This window comes from Enterobacter sp. MF024 (genome assembly GCF_005843915.1).
GTDB lineage: Bacteria > Pseudomonadota > Gammaproteobacteria > Enterobacterales > Enterobacteriaceae > Enterobacter > Enterobacter barmai.
In genome coordinates this window covers 36,645-52,068 of record NZ_VCBB01000002.1, presented here as the reverse complement: position 1 = coordinate 52,068, position 15,424 = coordinate 36,645, and the positions used below count along the sequence as shown (strand labels likewise).

Annotated in this window: 12 protein-coding genes and 2 pseudogenes; 10 read left to right on the top strand and 4 right to left on the bottom strand. The window is 47.9% G+C overall.

Annotated elements, in window-relative coordinates; translation table 11 throughout:
- Position 1: 1 nt before the first annotated feature.
- From FFB58_RS05450 to FFB58_RS05435, 4 genes and pseudogenes are all read left to right on the top strand, one after another.
- Complete coding sequence (locus tag FFB58_RS05450) at positions 2–2,782, top strand: kinetochore protein (RefSeq protein WP_138369279.1); 2,781 nt, start codon at positions 2–4, stop codon at positions 2,780–2,782.
- A gap of 14 nt (positions 2,783–2,796) precedes the next feature.
- Positions 2,797–8,745: a DEAD/DEAH box helicase gene (locus tag FFB58_RS05445; protein ID WP_138369278.1), complete on the top strand. Its 5,949-nt coding sequence runs from the start codon at positions 2,797–2,799 to the stop codon at positions 8,743–8,745.
- Between the two features lie 7 nt (positions 8,746–8,752).
- Positions 8,753–9,901, top strand: a complete 1,149-nt coding sequence (locus FFB58_RS05440) for a PD-(D/E)XK nuclease family protein (RefSeq protein ID WP_087856092.1) — start codon at positions 8,753–8,755, stop codon at positions 9,899–9,901.
- An 81-nt stretch (positions 9,902–9,982) separates the two neighbouring features.
- Positions 9,983–10,102, top strand: a pseudogene (locus FFB58_RS05435) (IS3 family transposase); the annotation flags it as partial.
- A 258-nt stretch (positions 10,103–10,360) separates the two neighbouring features.
- Here FFB58_RS05435 and FFB58_RS05430 read toward each other — a convergent pair.
- Genes FFB58_RS05430 through FFB58_RS05420 form a run of 3 tightly spaced genes read right to left on the bottom strand, consistent with a single transcriptional unit; the run spans position 10,361 to position 11,633 of the window.
- Complete coding sequence (locus tag FFB58_RS05430; protein WP_087856093.1) at positions 10,361–10,696, bottom strand: hypothetical protein; 336 nt, start codon at positions 10,694–10,696, stop codon at positions 10,361–10,363.
- Positions 10,697–10,731: 35 nt separating this feature from the next.
- On the bottom strand, positions 10,732–11,091 hold the full coding sequence (locus FFB58_RS05425; RefSeq protein WP_138369277.1) for an acyl-CoA dehydrogenase: 360 nt from the start codon (positions 11,089–11,091) through the stop codon (positions 10,732–10,734).
- 14 nt (positions 11,092–11,105) lie between these two features.
- A complete protein-coding gene (locus FFB58_RS05420) occupies positions 11,106–11,633 on the bottom strand; it encodes a hypothetical protein (protein WP_087856095.1) in 528 nt (175 codons plus the stop codon).
- A 1-nt stretch (position 11,634) separates the two neighbouring features.
- On the opposite strand from FFB58_RS05420, the gene FFB58_RS05415 reads away from it, so the two are divergent.
- The 5 genes from FFB58_RS05415 to FFB58_RS05395 all read left to right on the top strand — a co-directional run bounded on the left by FFB58_RS05415 (position 11,635) and on the right by FFB58_RS05395 (position 14,874).
- Positions 11,635–12,198 (top strand): helix-turn-helix transcriptional regulator, encoded by a 564-nt coding sequence (locus FFB58_RS05415; protein WP_275411603.1) that lies wholly within the window; start codon positions 11,635–11,637, stop codon positions 12,196–12,198.
- A gap of 269 nt (positions 12,199–12,467) precedes the next feature.
- Complete coding sequence (locus tag FFB58_RS05410) at positions 12,468–12,860, top strand: DUF2787 family protein (protein WP_087856096.1); 393 nt, start codon at positions 12,468–12,470, stop codon at positions 12,858–12,860.
- A 119-nt stretch (positions 12,861–12,979) separates the two neighbouring features.
- A complete protein-coding gene (locus FFB58_RS05405) occupies positions 12,980–13,441 on the top strand; it encodes a hypothetical protein (protein ID WP_138369276.1) in 462 nt (153 codons plus the stop codon).
- A gap of 1 nt (position 13,442) precedes the next feature.
- Positions 13,443–13,895, top strand: coding sequence for a DNA repair protein RadC (radC, locus tag FFB58_RS05400; RefSeq protein ID WP_138369275.1), 453 nt, complete (start codon positions 13,443–13,445; stop codon positions 13,893–13,895).
- Between the two features lie 46 nt (positions 13,896–13,941).
- The gene (locus tag FFB58_RS05395) at positions 13,942–14,874 is read left to right on the top strand and encodes a site-specific integrase (protein ID WP_138369274.1); all 933 of its coding nucleotides are present in this window, start codon (positions 13,942–13,944) and stop codon (positions 14,872–14,874) included.
- A gap of 3 nt (positions 14,875–14,877) precedes the next feature.
- On the opposite strand, the gene FFB58_RS05390 is transcribed toward FFB58_RS05395, so the two are convergent.
- Positions 14,878–15,186, bottom strand: a complete 309-nt coding sequence (locus FFB58_RS05390; protein ID WP_138369273.1) for a hypothetical protein — start codon at positions 15,184–15,186, stop codon at positions 14,878–14,880.
- A 99-nt stretch (positions 15,187–15,285) separates the two neighbouring features.
- On the opposite strand from FFB58_RS05390, the pseudogene FFB58_RS23025 reads away from it, so the two are divergent.
- A pseudogene (locus FFB58_RS23025) lies at positions 15,286–15,420 on the top strand (site-specific integrase); the annotation flags it as partial.
- Between the last annotated feature and the right edge of the window lie 4 nt (positions 15,421–15,424).

The following is a 15,424-nucleotide window of genomic DNA, read 5'->3' as shown; positions in this document are numbered from 1 at the left end:
GATGGCTAAAAAGAAAAATATTATCAGCGACCGGCTGGGCCAAATGTACTACTTCGGTACAGAATCTCATGAATTGATCAGATGCTTGCAAGAGTGCAAGCAAAGACTCACCAGAAATGGCGCTAAAGCGGATAATTTACCGAAAGGACCGGAGAAAAGGTTACATTTTCTCCGTACGTTACCACCTAAGGCCAAACCTGTTGTGTCTGATTGGCTTCGTGAAAATTTAACGTTTTCTGAACAAAATGACCCACAAATTGTTCTTAGAGATCTGTTAGAAGCAGAAAGTAATGCAGAAGATATTGAACTCTGTAAACCGTTATGGCGCACCATTCTGGGATTCTATATTTCTTCTGACTGCCCTGAAATTATAACGAAATTCCTGAATGGTGAAGAAATTGATTTACCCCAACATGGTGTTTCTGACTCCTTGACAATTAATTTCACTGACGAAGACATTGAACAATGTGCCTTAATTAGTCAGGGTAAAGAAATTTCTATGCCAGAGCGCACTATTCCACTGTTTGTTGGGGGATTGGTTGACGCACTTAGGGGAACGCGTACAGCCGATAATCGATGGCGGACAAAGCTATCAGAACATTCTTTACCGCTGGCGCGAAAATTGGGTGAACTTATCGATCAGTTTGAAGCCAGTCACGACCTTAAAAAAATGGATGGTACCAGTGTAATACAGGCTCCTCCCGTTGTTTCCAAAGAAATCGACAGTTCGATGGACGAAGTTATGTTCATTGGAAAAGTGTTAGCGTTAACCGCGTCCGGCGCTTTTTTTGTTACGCCGATTAGTCTGTTAATTAATGGCAACCTACGAGACCTCCCGGAGGAACTGGTAAAAGATCTTTTCCCTCATGGTGGTGAAGCCATTGGTTTTGAGAATCATTTCAGCAAAAAATTTACTCGGGGTGAAATTGCAATATGGAAAGCCCGATATCAGCCGTCTGATAAACCCGCGCAGTATGTCATTACTGACTACCTGTCGCGCGTTTATCCTGTCGTCGCGCTGCCTCATGCCTCAGATGAACCTGATACTGTCAGAGAGTGGTTACTCACCAGCTACCAACCGCAAAACGATACGTCGGTCATTTTTCAGCTAAGTGATGGAGTATCCCTGAGATTACCGGGTGACTTGTCTGATCCTAAAAAATATGACTTTGATATGCCGCTGGAGAGTTATCGTCAGGTTCCTCAGACATTACTTGGTTCTCATGCCCTCACGGTGATCACTGAACTCCCTCAGGTGAGTGAAAAGTATGATTGTGCTGAAGCTACTACGTGGATCAAACGCCTGCTTAAACGAACTGATTCAGCAAAAGACTTCCCTCAATTCAGTAAAGGGCAGCTACAAAACTTAACCCATTTTATTGCTGAACATGAATCTGATAATGAGGCATCCTATCTTCGTGCAGTATCTCATCTGGAACAGATAGCAGATACAAGATCCTTTCTTAATGATACGACTCAACAGTTACTGGCTTTACCTGAGGTTGAGGCGCAAATTAATATTGAGAAACAGGAAATACTGACTCGTTACGAAGACGAACAGTATCAGATTAAACAATCAATAATGGTATTATCTGAAAAGAAAATACAGCTTGAAAATGAAATAGTCGATCAGAAGAAAAAACTGAAAAAAGAGACCGATCGAATTAATAAAGCACTACGTCAGCAAGAAAATGAGCTGGAACAACGGATTAAAAAGACCTTCGAAGCCGCATCTCAAGCGGGAGTGGAAACGCTAGCCCAGACAGCGCTACTGCGGGCGATTATCAAAAATGAAACAGCGCAGGAACAACCTGTCCAACAACGGATAACACCAGAACCTGTAGCCGAATCAGTAAATTCTAATTTCCCATTAGCAGAGGTGAGCCTCCTGACTCGCAAGCATCAACTATCATTGGCTATCGAAAAACAGGCACAGGCAACGGGACTAAGTGAATCTTTATTATCCAGCCTGATTGCCACTGCGAGTATTACACCCGCGATCGGATTGATGGGAAAACAGACAAAACAGACTATCGCTTCATTAGCGAACCTTTTAGCCGGTAATGTTTGGGGGGAAGTATCGGTACATAGCGATCATTTTAGCTTCAGCGATTTAATGAACTCCCCCACGCTGATCCGCTTATCCGGCGATACTCATACCATGACACTGGGCGATTTTTTGACCCAACAACAAGAGGCAGGGCTGGCGAGCATTATTGAATTGCGTGGTTTTAACCGTACTCCGCCAGAAACGCTGCTCCCCGAACTCCACGAGTGTTTATTCAGAACTCCCCATTCTGCCGCATGCAGTTGGACGGATCGGCGACAGGCTTTGCGACATTTGCCCATCCGGCACCCAATACTTTTTTTACTCACATTCACCACCGGGAAAAGCACGTTTCCATTACAGGCTCCTCTTGCTTACCAGTTACCTCTGTTTCTGGCAGAGAATATATGGTCGGATGAACGGCCATTTGAGCAAAATACTGACATCACGCCTTCTCGTATTGCCCCAGAACTATGGCAGACAATCTATGTGGACAACCACCAGCCAGAACACCCGGCTTGTGCGCCATGGGAAGCACTAAAAGCAGCGCTACTCTCTTTACTTCCTGATGAACAAGCGCAAGCCGTTGCCCGTCTGGCTTACGGTCTCGGTCGTAGTACAACACAAGATATTGCGACCACGATTGACATTCTTGCACCGGAATTAGGGCCATATGTTCAGGAAATGACTAGCGGTGAATCGGCAAGCGTACTTGAGCACCTTTTCCAGTTATAAGCAAAGGAATAATAATGAATAATCCACTGGAAACATTTGAATCAATAAGAGATTTTTATATTTCGTACCTTGAAACAGCCTTCCGTATTGATTCATCAGACATACAGTCTGAACGGCGAGCGTTACTGGAACAGCAAGGGACATTATGTGCCGATCTATTTCTTGAACCGATGCCCCGATATCAGCATTATGGCTTAACTATCAGCGAATTACGAAATGATGCTTATGGTCAGACATGGTTGCCAGGGTTTAATGCGCAACAAAGGGCGGCATTCATCGACCTCTGTTTAGGTGGACTTCTGCCCCACAATAAAACGGATTCAACTAAGGGACGTTTTAATCTTTATACCCATCAACTGGACATGCTGAAAAGAGGGGTACAGCCAGGGAAACCGGGTATTGTCACCTCCGGGACCGGTTCCGGTAAAACCGAATCATTTTTACTGCCGGTTCTGGCACAGATCGCAAAAGAAGCTACCGGCTGGCCGCAAAGCCCGGCGTTGAAGTGCTGGCAACCGTGGTGGCATAAGGTAGCGGATAAACAGCCCTGCTTCATGCGCGAGCATGAAGCCGCTGCTCGTCCGAAAGCGGTACGCGCGCTGATCCTCTACCCGATGAATGCCTTGGTAGAGGATCAACTGGTACGTATGCGACGGGCGCTGGATTCCAGCGAAGCTCATGATGTCATGGATACGCATTTCGGCGGCAACCGGATCTTCTTTGGCCGTTATACCAGCGCAACTAAAGTAACTGGCTGGCTTAAACATCCCCGACTCAGTGAAGAAAAAAATGAGAAAAAGCGCGTGGCTAAAAAAATCACTGAGCTGCGTGAATATATGCAATTAACGGAAGAGACCCATCAGGAGGCGGTACGACAAGCGCAGCAGGACAAGGATAACGAATTATCGTTTAATTTCCCCCGAACCGCTGGCGGAGAGGTTCTCAGCCGCTGGGAAATGCAAAAGACACCGCCCGATATTCTGATCACCAACACCAGCATGCTCTCAACGATGCTGGTTCGCGAGGTGGACGATCCTATTTTTGAGCAAACCCGACAGTGGATTGAGCGCGATCCTGATGCCTATTTTTATCTTATTCTTGACGAACTTCATCTACAGCGAGGAACCGCTGGTACTGAAGTCAGCTACTTGCTTAAACATTTGATCAACCGGCTGGGGCTGGATCAGGAAAAACACCGACACAAATTGCGCATTCTGGCCTCCAGCGCCTCTTTACCCGTTGAAGGTGCTGAAGGTGATCAAAGCGTCGAATATTTATGGGGGATGTTCGGTCAGCGGGGATTACCCGCAGGTGCCTCTTCCAGCGACTGGAGAGAATGTATTATTAAAGGTGACACCCTTCCCCCGGGCAATATGTCTCTTTTCCAGGGGGATCTGGAGGCGTTTTATCACGCAGTGCTTCAGTTACAGCAAGCACCACTTACCTCATTACAACACTGGCAGAATGTCGCCCGCAGCATGGAAATGACAGCCAGTGAAGCCTCTACAGAACAACTAGCGCAACGTGTCGTTTTACAGGCGGGCAACCTGCTTGAAAGTGGCTGCTATACGGACGATCATTCTCCGAGAGCTACGTCAATCAAAATGCTTAGTTCACGCCTTTTTAACGCCCAACCCCATAGTGACAAAGCGCTCCAGGCATTAATCTGGTTACGTTCGACTGAGGGAGATTGGCCGCAATGGTTTTCACATGCCTTTCCTGATGATATCGGTGCGCCACGTTTCCGCGCTCATGCTTTTTTGCGCGCTCTTGAGGGGTTATATGTCGCGCCATTGCCCGTCCCTAGCGCTGCATCTGCGCAAGAAATTAATCACAGATATTTTGGCGATCTTACCGTGGAGTCCGGCTTACGTTACGGCAAAGATAAAAAATCGCGGCGTGTCGAATTACTCTATTGTGAATGTTGCGGTAATCTCTTTTGGGGGGGTAAACCTTCGGTCTTTTCCGGTTCAGAAAGTCGAATTGAACTTTTACCCAACGACCCTGATACGGAACAACTGCCCGAACACGCAAAATCAGTCATGGTAGAACGCCGATCTGCTGAAGAATACGCGCTATTTATGCCCGTTGTCGAACGTTTCTGGCCGAAAGGAAATGAGGAGCTAAACAGCGATAATGACAATACTTTTGGTACTTGGGTAAAAGCCAGCTACGATCCATTTACCGCCACTATTCAACACCCAGCATCGCTCTTAAAACCGCTACCGGAAAACCATATAGCGGGCTGGTTCTATTACGTTAAACCCGGTGAATTTGCCTCCTCGGAAAGAGGCCAGTCATCCAGCCAGTCACCGGGAACGGCGCTACCTTTTCAGTGTCCGGCGTGCGGTACGTCCTATAAATACGGCAAAGGTAAGCTCTCCCCAATCCGTAGCTTTCGCGTCGGTTTTTCGAAAACGACACAACTACTGGCCAGCTCGCTAATGGCGGAACTACAGCGATCGGGTAACCGTGAGCAACTGGTAACGTTTTCAGACAGTCGTCAAGATGCCGCAAGGGCGGCGCTCGATCTGGAATCGGGTCACCATGACGACGTCCGACGAGAAATTGTTGTCCATTCGCTACAGACTATTGCGGCTGATAAACCGTCCCATAACCAACTAAAAATACGCCAGGCAGAGATAGAGAACCGGAACAAAACACTAGTTAACCTCAGCGTAAGGTCGGATGAGGAAGAGGATGAATTGGATCAACTTGCTGATGAACGAAAGAAAATCAGAGGGTTATTATCAAAGCCTGAATCTGACAGCATACCTCTGCGTGAAATCCTCGAACCTGAATCACCGGATGCAGGTCAACCACTTGGCCCGCTGTTAAGGGCGCAGGTAGATGCAGGTATTCACCCTTCCGATCGTACTGGCATCGCGCCTGTTCCCGATCCAGAAAAACATGAAGAAGGCACGCTGACCTTTGCATGGCAACAACTCTTTGAAAAGAACACGCAGGGGGAGTGGTGCTGGAAAGCGCTTCCATCCTATGAAGACAACCTGCTTGTGGCACGACAGGAGATTTCACGCGATCTGAAACGGCTGGTAGGGGAAAGCGTATTCAGTAAAACCTACTTCGCGCTGGAAGAGTCCGGTTGGGGTTATCCCTGCCTTCCCATTACCGGAAACGACTCACGGGAACATCTCGCGATTTATGACGCAATGTTTCGTGTGTTGGCGGACGCATACCGGGTTACCCCTTCACAATATACAAAGCCAGAAACTCCATGGAGTTCAGCGCGCGATGTCAATCGTAGAAACCGCCTGTACCGTTTTACACAGGAGATATGCCAGTGTTCAGGAGGCGAGCCTTTATCTTTAATTGATAGTTTTCTCCGGCGACTAGAGCTGGCGGGTCATCAGGGCGGTATTATTGATATTGGTAAAATGCACTTTCGCCTGGCGGAACCTACAGATCGCGTCTGGCGCTGCTCCCGCTGTGGGCGTATACACATGCACACCGGCGCGGGAATCTGTACTCGCTGCTACTCTCCTTTACCAGAAACGCCGTGCAGTGAGGCAAAAACGCTCCAGATGCAACACTATCTCGGCAAACGTCTCTCACATTCTTCTGGTATTCACAGGATGCGCTCAGAGGAACTGACTGGAATGACCGAAAATCCGGCGGCAAGGCTACGCCGGTTTAAAGGTATTTTGATTGCCGACGACGATGATATTTTACCAGAAGGAATGAAAAATTTTGAGCCCGATCGAGATCTTGACCGGGCAGCCCGGGTGGTTGATGTGCTTTCCGTAACCACAACCATGGAAGTGGGCGTGGATATCGGTGATTTACGTGCGGTCTTTCAGGCCAACATGCCGCCACAGCGCTTTAATTATCAACAACGTGTCGGACGTGCCGGACGACGTGGACAAGCGTTTTCATTCGTATTAACCGCGTGTCGCAGTAAGAGTCACGATCTGTTTTACTTCCGCTATCCGGAAAAAATTACAGGCGACCTCCCTCCGCCACCGTTTCTGACTACAAAGCTGGAAATGATCTGCCAGAGACTGGTACGAAAAATCTGGATGGTGTCAGCATTCAAATGGTTAAGACAGCAAACGGAAAAAGCCGATCATCCATGGCCGGTTGACGACTACGCACACGTCCCTGATAACCATGGTGAGTTTTTCCCGGTGCACTGGCTGAAAGAAAACCAAACGGACTGGCTGCCAAAAATCCGGCAGGCCATCGAAGCAACCATCCTGGCGCGCAATGAATTTGCCCAGACTAGCACACAGCAAAACCCCCATTTGTTCCAGAAAATTATTCAGCCTTTGACGCCGGAACAGCTGATTCAGGATATCAACGCCGTACTGAACGACAGCGCGATGGAGGCGAAAGGATTGGCTGAAGCGTTGGCGGAACACGGTAAATTCCCAATGTATGGCATGCCGACCCGATCACGCCTTTTGCTGACAAGGCCTGTAAGCACAGGTGGAAAAGAAATCGAATTCGCCAGCATGGATCGCGATCTGGATATTGCGATACAGGAATTTGCCCCCGGAAAAATTCTGGTTCAGGATAAACGACGCTACTTTACAGCAGGTTATAGTGGACTGCTTAAACAGAGCAGAAAAAATCCACGATCATTTTATTCAAATGCCTGCGAACCGGGTGAACTCAGAACAATGACCGCCTGTCCGGTGTGCAACATTTGGGCTCCAGCAAACTCTCTGGCTACCGAATGTACTATCTGCGGTGCCGTTATGGATAAGGCAGAGCGCTATCAATGCTATGTTCCTTATGGATTTATCACCACGCTGGAACCAAAATCGGCCAAAGAGGATTTTGATCAGATCTTGACCACGGCCAGTCGTGTATCAATTGCAGAAGCCTACGCTTTTTCTGCAACGCCTGAGCCTGACGTTAATGTGGCGATACAGCTTCAGCCACAGACATGTCTGCACCGCCTGAATCGGGGAATTTATACCAATAAAACATGGCGTGGTTTCAGCGCAACACAGGGGAGCCTATCGGTCCCTTTCAGAAAGCAGGGGACCCACCAGCCGCTTTGGGCGAACCGGGTTTGGATGGATAGTCAAATAATTGAGGCCGACCTGTTAGTTAAAAACCGCTTTACCGATCGGGGAGAAACGCGAAACACATTTTATCTTGCCGCGCCTAAAGTGACTGATCTACTTGCGCTGATGGTTGCCCAAACCCCGCCGGGTCTCCGGCTACAGTATTCCACTCTAACTCCGGCATTCAGAGCTGCTGCGCTCTCGGCGTCTTCTATCATTGTGAATTATGCATCAAAAGAGCTACTGGATATTGATCCTGAAGAAATCGAAATTCTGGAACCCCGTGTTCAAATGCTGAAAAACGGTAAGTCGGTACCGGTTCTGCAAATGGCCGATCGTCTGGTTAATGGTTCAGGGTTATGTGAACGGCTACAGCAGAAGGGCGCATCCGGTTCTCTCATTATCCTTGAGATCATGAAGAATATTTTAAATAACAAAACGGCCTACCCGCTGGCTGAGTTCCTGCAACCCGATCATCGCGAACGCTGCTTTCAGGGGTGTTATCACTGCCTGCACCGGTACGGAAACCAGCCGTATCACGGATTGCTGGACTGGCGTCTGGGACTGGATGTTATTCAACTTCTTCTGGATCAAACCTATAACGCCGGGCTGAACGGTGATTTTACCTCTCCGGGCGTAGCTGACTGGTCAGAAAATGCCCTACGATTAGCCAAAGAGGCCGCTTCGCTATACAGCGACAGTGCCGCAGAAATGAAGGGGAATATACCCGTGATTCGCACCGGGGCCGGGCGTTGGGCTGCCGTACTACATCCATTCTGGGATCCAGATGCTGCATTTGCTGCAAACCCGGAACTTGAGGCATTTTCATATGAGGTGGACGTAGACGCGACGAATACTTTTGCATTATCCCGCCGCATGGGGACTGAAATGGCAAAATTACGGACTCAGGCGTCCTCGGCTCAGGAGTGATAATGCAATGAATGAAATGACGCTATCGCGTACTCGTCCGGTGCTTCCTTCTCTGTTGGGGAGCTTCGTCATTTGCCCGGCGAAATACCTGCTGGAAAGTGAAGCTCATTCTTACGCACGTTTACCCCTGCACCCGGGAGTGATTCTGGGCCAGGTAATACATCAACGGGTCAATTCAGTGATACGCAGGGAGGCCGCTTTTGGGAATTATACCCTCAGGCAACTGGAAAATGATTTTTCGATCGAGCTGAAAGCCAATCGACGTGCCGGGCCGGTAGCAAACTGGATATATGACCGTCACGGCGTTGCCGGGCTGGTGTCACGCCAAATGCTTGTTACCCAGATCCGCTACGTCAGATCGCTTATGCCGCCTGTTTTCGTAAAAGGGGGCCTTGCACACGAAAAAACATTACCCGTTGGCCGGGAGGTTATGCTGACCAGCAATGATTTCGATATGCATGGGCGGGCCGACCTCATATATCAGGAGCGACCCGATCGGTTAAACGTAGTTGATTTGAAAACCGGAAAGGTAACAGACGAACAAAACCAGCCGAAAGAAGCTAACCTGTTACAGGTTGCGGCCTATGGCATAATGGTAAAAGAGCGAGCACCTGATATGAACATTGGGTTAGTTCTGACGGGGAGCCGTGATAGTTGGGAAGGGGCACTAAATACAGACCTGATTGAACGGGTCACTACGATTATCAAAAATATTAATCGACTTTTGCCACGGAATATCCCACTTTCAGTATATGAGTTGGCTTGTCCAGGCACGTACTGCTCCCATTGTTCCTGCCGTTGCTCGTGCCCGGCCTGGACAGAAAAGCTATGCAAGCAGATGCAACCGTCTCTTTCTGATCATCAGCATGGCGGAATCGATATTAGTGGAAAATTACTTGATGCGGAAAATGACGATCATCTTCTTACGCTGAAGATCCTGCTACCCGATAATTCAGTTGTTAAGGTCTTTCGTGTGCCTTCCAGCACCATCCCAGATCCAACGGAAATAATAGGAAAACAAATTGCATTGTACGGATTAAACACCTTCAGTGAGACACCAATAGAGTATTTTCCCCGCAACTTCTACGTCATCAATATGCAGGATACAAGAAGATCGGCGTTTCAGTTTCACTGGCAGAGTGAAGGAGAGAATTAGACCTGGGGAAAACGCTTACCTTAAACAACGCTCGATGATCTTACCCGTAATATATTGACGCTCAGCCAGCGGTGATTACTCATGACAAAACCAGCATCGACCAGCAAAATGACCCGTAAGCAGTACACACCCTAATTCCTCGATGAAGCCCTGAAACTGGCTGAGCGTATTGGTATCGCTGCCGCTGCCCGTGAGCTCAGCCTATGACCTGCTCCCTTTTGATTAATACATGCGATTCTTTTTAATGTCTGCATATGGCACGGAGCGCATATATAGAGTCAATTAAGTTAGCGCGTCGGAACAACGGCGGCGGTCATTGATTGGTCACAGTCCCTAACATTACTAATGTGTAGCATGAATGTCTTCGGCTGTTGTGCCAATCTGAATCAATCCCATCCACCGGTCAAATTCTAAAAAAAATCCTCTTCTTGTCGACTGGCATCCTTTGCCGTTTAACTATCATAAACCATACACATTTATATAAAATTGTCCCTTGCCATCCTCTGTTTTCTGTATCCGATACGAAATTGGCAACGAGTCTTTCATGTTTGGTTTGGCGAAAGTTAGATCAGCAGCACACTGATAAACTTCAAGACCTGGCTCATGACTTAAAGTCCTGACATTATCGACAGAAATTCGGACATCCTTATCAAACGTCATTCCTTTCTCTATCGTTTTCCTCGCTATATCAACGACCAGATTCTTGGCATCATCACTGTTGCATTTGGGCGTCTTATCACCGCAACCGACCATTAAACCCGCTGCAATCAACACCAGAAGCATGTTTACTTTCATTTATTGTTTTCCTTCAATTCAAAGTTGTTGTCTTGTTATTTTTTGTTGTATTGGCCATCTATTAAACCCGACGCAGAAGCACCGCAGTATCCTTCACAACTACGCGTCATAACGCCGGCTTTCCCATTATTCATTTCACTGAACACTGCAACGCACTGGCTGGAACTATCATTCCAAACCCAACGGTGCTTCTGATTCTCGCCAGCAGCTATTTGTTGTGCTGTCCCCTCCATATTGCAGGTCCCTGAGCCATCCCTGACTGATGCACTTATACTGAACTCCACATTACTATTACTTGGTTTCAAGGCTAAAACAGCGCCGGGTTTGGAGTACTGAGCAGCGATTGTCGGAAGGGCAACGCCTGCCAGTAATAACGCAACAAATGTTCTTTCCATCATTAAATTCCTTGTTAGTTGATACGAATGTTTTTGGTGATTTTCCCTAGTGCCAGAGGTCTGCGTTTTTCCACAAAGAAATACACAACGTTGAAAGCTGATTTACGGTGATTCCCCCGACCCAGGGAGGGCCAGTTACGGAAAGATTCGATCTGTTCTTCTGAATAGGGAGTGTCAGAGAAGTCAAATAGTACAAGCAGGGCTTTGCCGTCGTGCTTCATCAGCTTCTTTACCTCCGTGCTGTTGACGGTTGCGGAGACATTGGAACGAGCAGCTGTTGGCTTACGGACTGCAAACTCAACGGCCACATCGTCAATCACAAAATCAATGAAACCATGCCCGGATACCGTTCCTGGTAGCCTGCTTTTGACTTCAGGCGAGACGTTGTCTGCAAACCAACCCAGCAAATAGCAACGTACCAAAGGCAGTAATTCCCGCTCGCTACATTCATTCAGACGCAGTGTTTTGACAAATTCTCGCCGGTAAAGAGAGCTGAAAAAGTACTCAAAGCAATCCGTTATCTCAGTAATGGTGGTTGCCACAATGTTCTCCTTTTTGTCCACCTTTGCTCTGCTGCTCAACAGATGGGGCTTTCAATCCAGCCTGGTTGATCGGCTGCAGCCGTTTTTGTCTATAAAAGACGTAAATATCAATTTTATGTCCATTATGGATGTTCATGCAAGAGTAAAAAGGCCCCAGAATTCCTCTTATGGACGTTCTGGAGATAAAATGATGGTTAAACTGATGGCAGATTCAGCTGATAAGCTGGTAGGACAGCGTATTCAGGCCAGACGTAAAGAAGCAGGGCTAACTGCTGCCGATCTTGCAGAGACTATCGATATCTCTCAACAACAACTTTCCCGCTATGAACGCGGAACGAATAAGATCAATATTGCTCATTTAGTCAAAATTGCCGTTGCTTTAAAAACTCCAATCAGTTGGTTCTTTATTGATTGTATGGAGGATTTAAATGTTTCTGATATCCCGATTAACTATGCTACTGGGCTTGACGTTGAATTAAAACAACGTCTCGAGCAAGTCTGGAATAAGCTAGATAACACTAAGAGAAAAAGCTTGATTATGTTTTTAGATGAGTTTATAAAATAACAACCAAATTAGTTCCTGAGTGAAACTATTTGCATTAAAAGCATAGCCCTGGTAAAATAACATTGCTGGATAGTGTCATATTGTCCAGTGGCTGATACAAATTAATTGCCAACTTAGCATTTCATTTTATTATCCCATTCTGATGGGAGGACGTCTATCGTCTAAACAGTCAGTATGGGCAATGGTCAATTATTGGTTTGTATCATCAATCCAAATGCATATTTTTCGGAATGAAAACGATGAGTGTTATCCATCAGGAAGGGCTGGCTATGCCCGTCGATCAGGAATTAATAAACATCATAATAAATGAAGCGGGAAATCCACCGCCGCATAAAGCCCAAATTACAGCCGTCAGTCTGTTATTTAAAGACCTGAGTTACAGCGCTGAAAAGGGCGGTTTCCATCCCGTCGAAATACGGCTTATTTCATGCAATGATGAATGGTATTTCGATTACATTACCGACTTCAGTTATATGGGGACGGTATACCCTGAACTGGAAAAGGAATTTGATTTTAGCTGGAGTCAGCAATATGTCTTTCTTGCTCATATTGGTGATCTGCCTGTTAACGCCGGAAGGGAGTTGTTTGAACTCTGGCAATCCAACTTTATTCAGTATCACGCCATGAACGCTTACACCATTACCATTCTCTGGGAAAGCTAATCCCACCACACTAATCATCACTATCTTACGGGGAATTATCTGTGACTGATAACAGAGGGATACGTGCGTCTCAACAGGGCGAACTGGACTGTCTTTGCGGGGCTTATTGCGTGGTTAACATGCTGAGCTGGCTGTATGACGGCAGGGTGAAGCGACGCCCTTTAATGAACCGGCTTATTCAGGCTTATCAGCAGCGCTGGCCTTTGCATGAATGGCTAACTGAAGGGATTGAAGAAGACCGTTTAGACTGGCTGATAGCTCAGGTGTTGCAGAAAGGACATTACAGCCGCCAGTTCCCAGTTCAAATCACCAGACCCTTTGCCGGGACGCGGGGGCTAACCGACGGGCGGCTTTTCAGGGAAATGCAGCGGTTTCTTGACGTCACTGACCACTCCCGCCTGATTATGCTCAGCGACCAGTTTCACTGGTCCCTTCTGGTCAAAATAGATGAAGAAATGCTCTGCTTATTCGACAGCAACGGGCGAACCACCATGCCCCGTAAAGCCTTCTCCCTGCGTACTGGTGTAACCCGCCGCCAGCTGTTTCCCGACGCCATTTACTTCATTGAACGGGAGTTCTGAAATGACCATGTTTACCCAGCGTGAAAACCGTATCCTTGACCAGGCGCGTGACATTATCAGCCGGTACTATCAGCGTGGCGTTCAACTCTGTTCCCCTTATGAGGTTCGACGGTGCGTAATGGTTGAGCTGGCACCGCTTGAACATGAAGAGTTTGGCATCATCCTGCTCGATAATCAGAATCAGTTGCTGCACCGCGAAATCCTGTTCAGGGGTACGTTAAACTCGGTCAGCGTTCACCCCCGCGAAGTTATCAAACGCGTACTGAAACATAACGCCGCCGCAGTCATCCTTGTCCACAACCACCCCAGCGGCGAGCCTGAACCCAGTCGTTGCGATATCAAGTTGACCAAAAAACTTCAGGAGCTGCTGGAAATGCTGGATGTGCGGTTACTTGACCACTTTATCGTAGCGGGAACTGAAACGGTGTCGATGGCTGAGCGGGGGCTGGTGTGATGCTGAAAGTTACTTGGTTTAATGTACGTTATTGCGGGTTAAGCACATGAAAAGGGCTGCGTTTCGTCAGGTCGTTCCGGTGGTGCAAACTACCGTGTTTGATGCGTATATTGGTGGTCTGGCACCATCGGGTCGGCGGGGTATCACCAGTCTGTTGAACCGCAGTGCCCGCATACTCAAACGTGGTGCGGATGCAGCAGTTTATCCGTGGGAACAACTTAACTACGCCGCCGTAGCTAAAGTACGTGTGGCACTGCTGGATGACGGTTATGCCGTGTCGTCGGTGAATATGGCGTTGTCAGCACTGCGGGGCGTGGCGCAGACAGCCTTTAACCTCAACTGCATGGATGCTGAAACGCTGGCACGTATCCGATCAGTTAAGCGCGTAAGTGGCGATATCCAGCGTAGGGGAAGGGCGCTCAGCCGGGAGGAGGTTCGTGCACTCGTTCAGGCCGCTAAACGGCATCCGCAACGTATCCGCTGCTGTCGTGATGTCGCCATTGTAATGACACTTTGCGGTGCGGGTTTGCGGGCCGGGGAACTGGTCAGCCTTGAGCGCCGGGACTATAACAATGGCATTCTTACAGTGAGGCAGGGGAAGGGGCGTAAATACCGGGAGATACACGTTGCGGCAGCGGTAGATAAAGTCATCCGCGCATGGATTAAAGCCAGTGGAGTGAAAGAGGCCGGGGATGCCTTGTTTAACCGTATTCAGCGCAACGGCAGGGTTACCAGCCAGCCGCTGACAACGACCGGTTTAACCGGCATCCTGGAGCAATTACAGCAAACGTCAGATATAGCACGTTTTACCCCACATGATATGCGACGCACCTTTATCACCCGTTTACTGGAGCAGGGCGTGGACATCAATACCGTACGCCAGCTGGCAGGCCATAGCGACATAACCACCACAACCCGGTACGACTATCGTGATGATGACATGAAAGCCAAAGCATCACAGAGGTTGCGGTGCTGGTGATGGCTAAAGAGGAAAATCCCGTTCTGCAACACCTTGTTCTATCAGCTCGTGTCGACGAAGCGCAATTTTATCTAAGTCATCACTATTGACTTCACTTTCTGTCAGGTAAACCACGAATTCCCATCGGGGTGGTGCATTATGTAAGATGACCGACATCCCACTTTCTCTCAATAAGGATGCTACCATTGAGGCGGCCTGCCGTGTTCCACCAAACCAGTAACGCCCAATTTTTCCGATAGATTCAACAGCAGGAACATAATGCTGTTTGAATACTGAGGCCCGAAGTGCTTCTTCGTCGATGTTAAATACCATAGTTTATCTCCTTGTTAGTCATGACAATTTAATAGTAACGCCCTGTCCGACATCTAATCCAGCCACAGCTTAAATACTACTACCTCACCCCGTTATCCGCTGGTATAGCCGGGCGTGGATATCCACACCGTACGTCAGCTTGCGGAGCACAGCGACATATCCACGACGTCGCGCTATGACTATCATGGAGAGAGCATGAAAATAAGAAACAGCCGTCATATCAAATGCTGTTAATAAA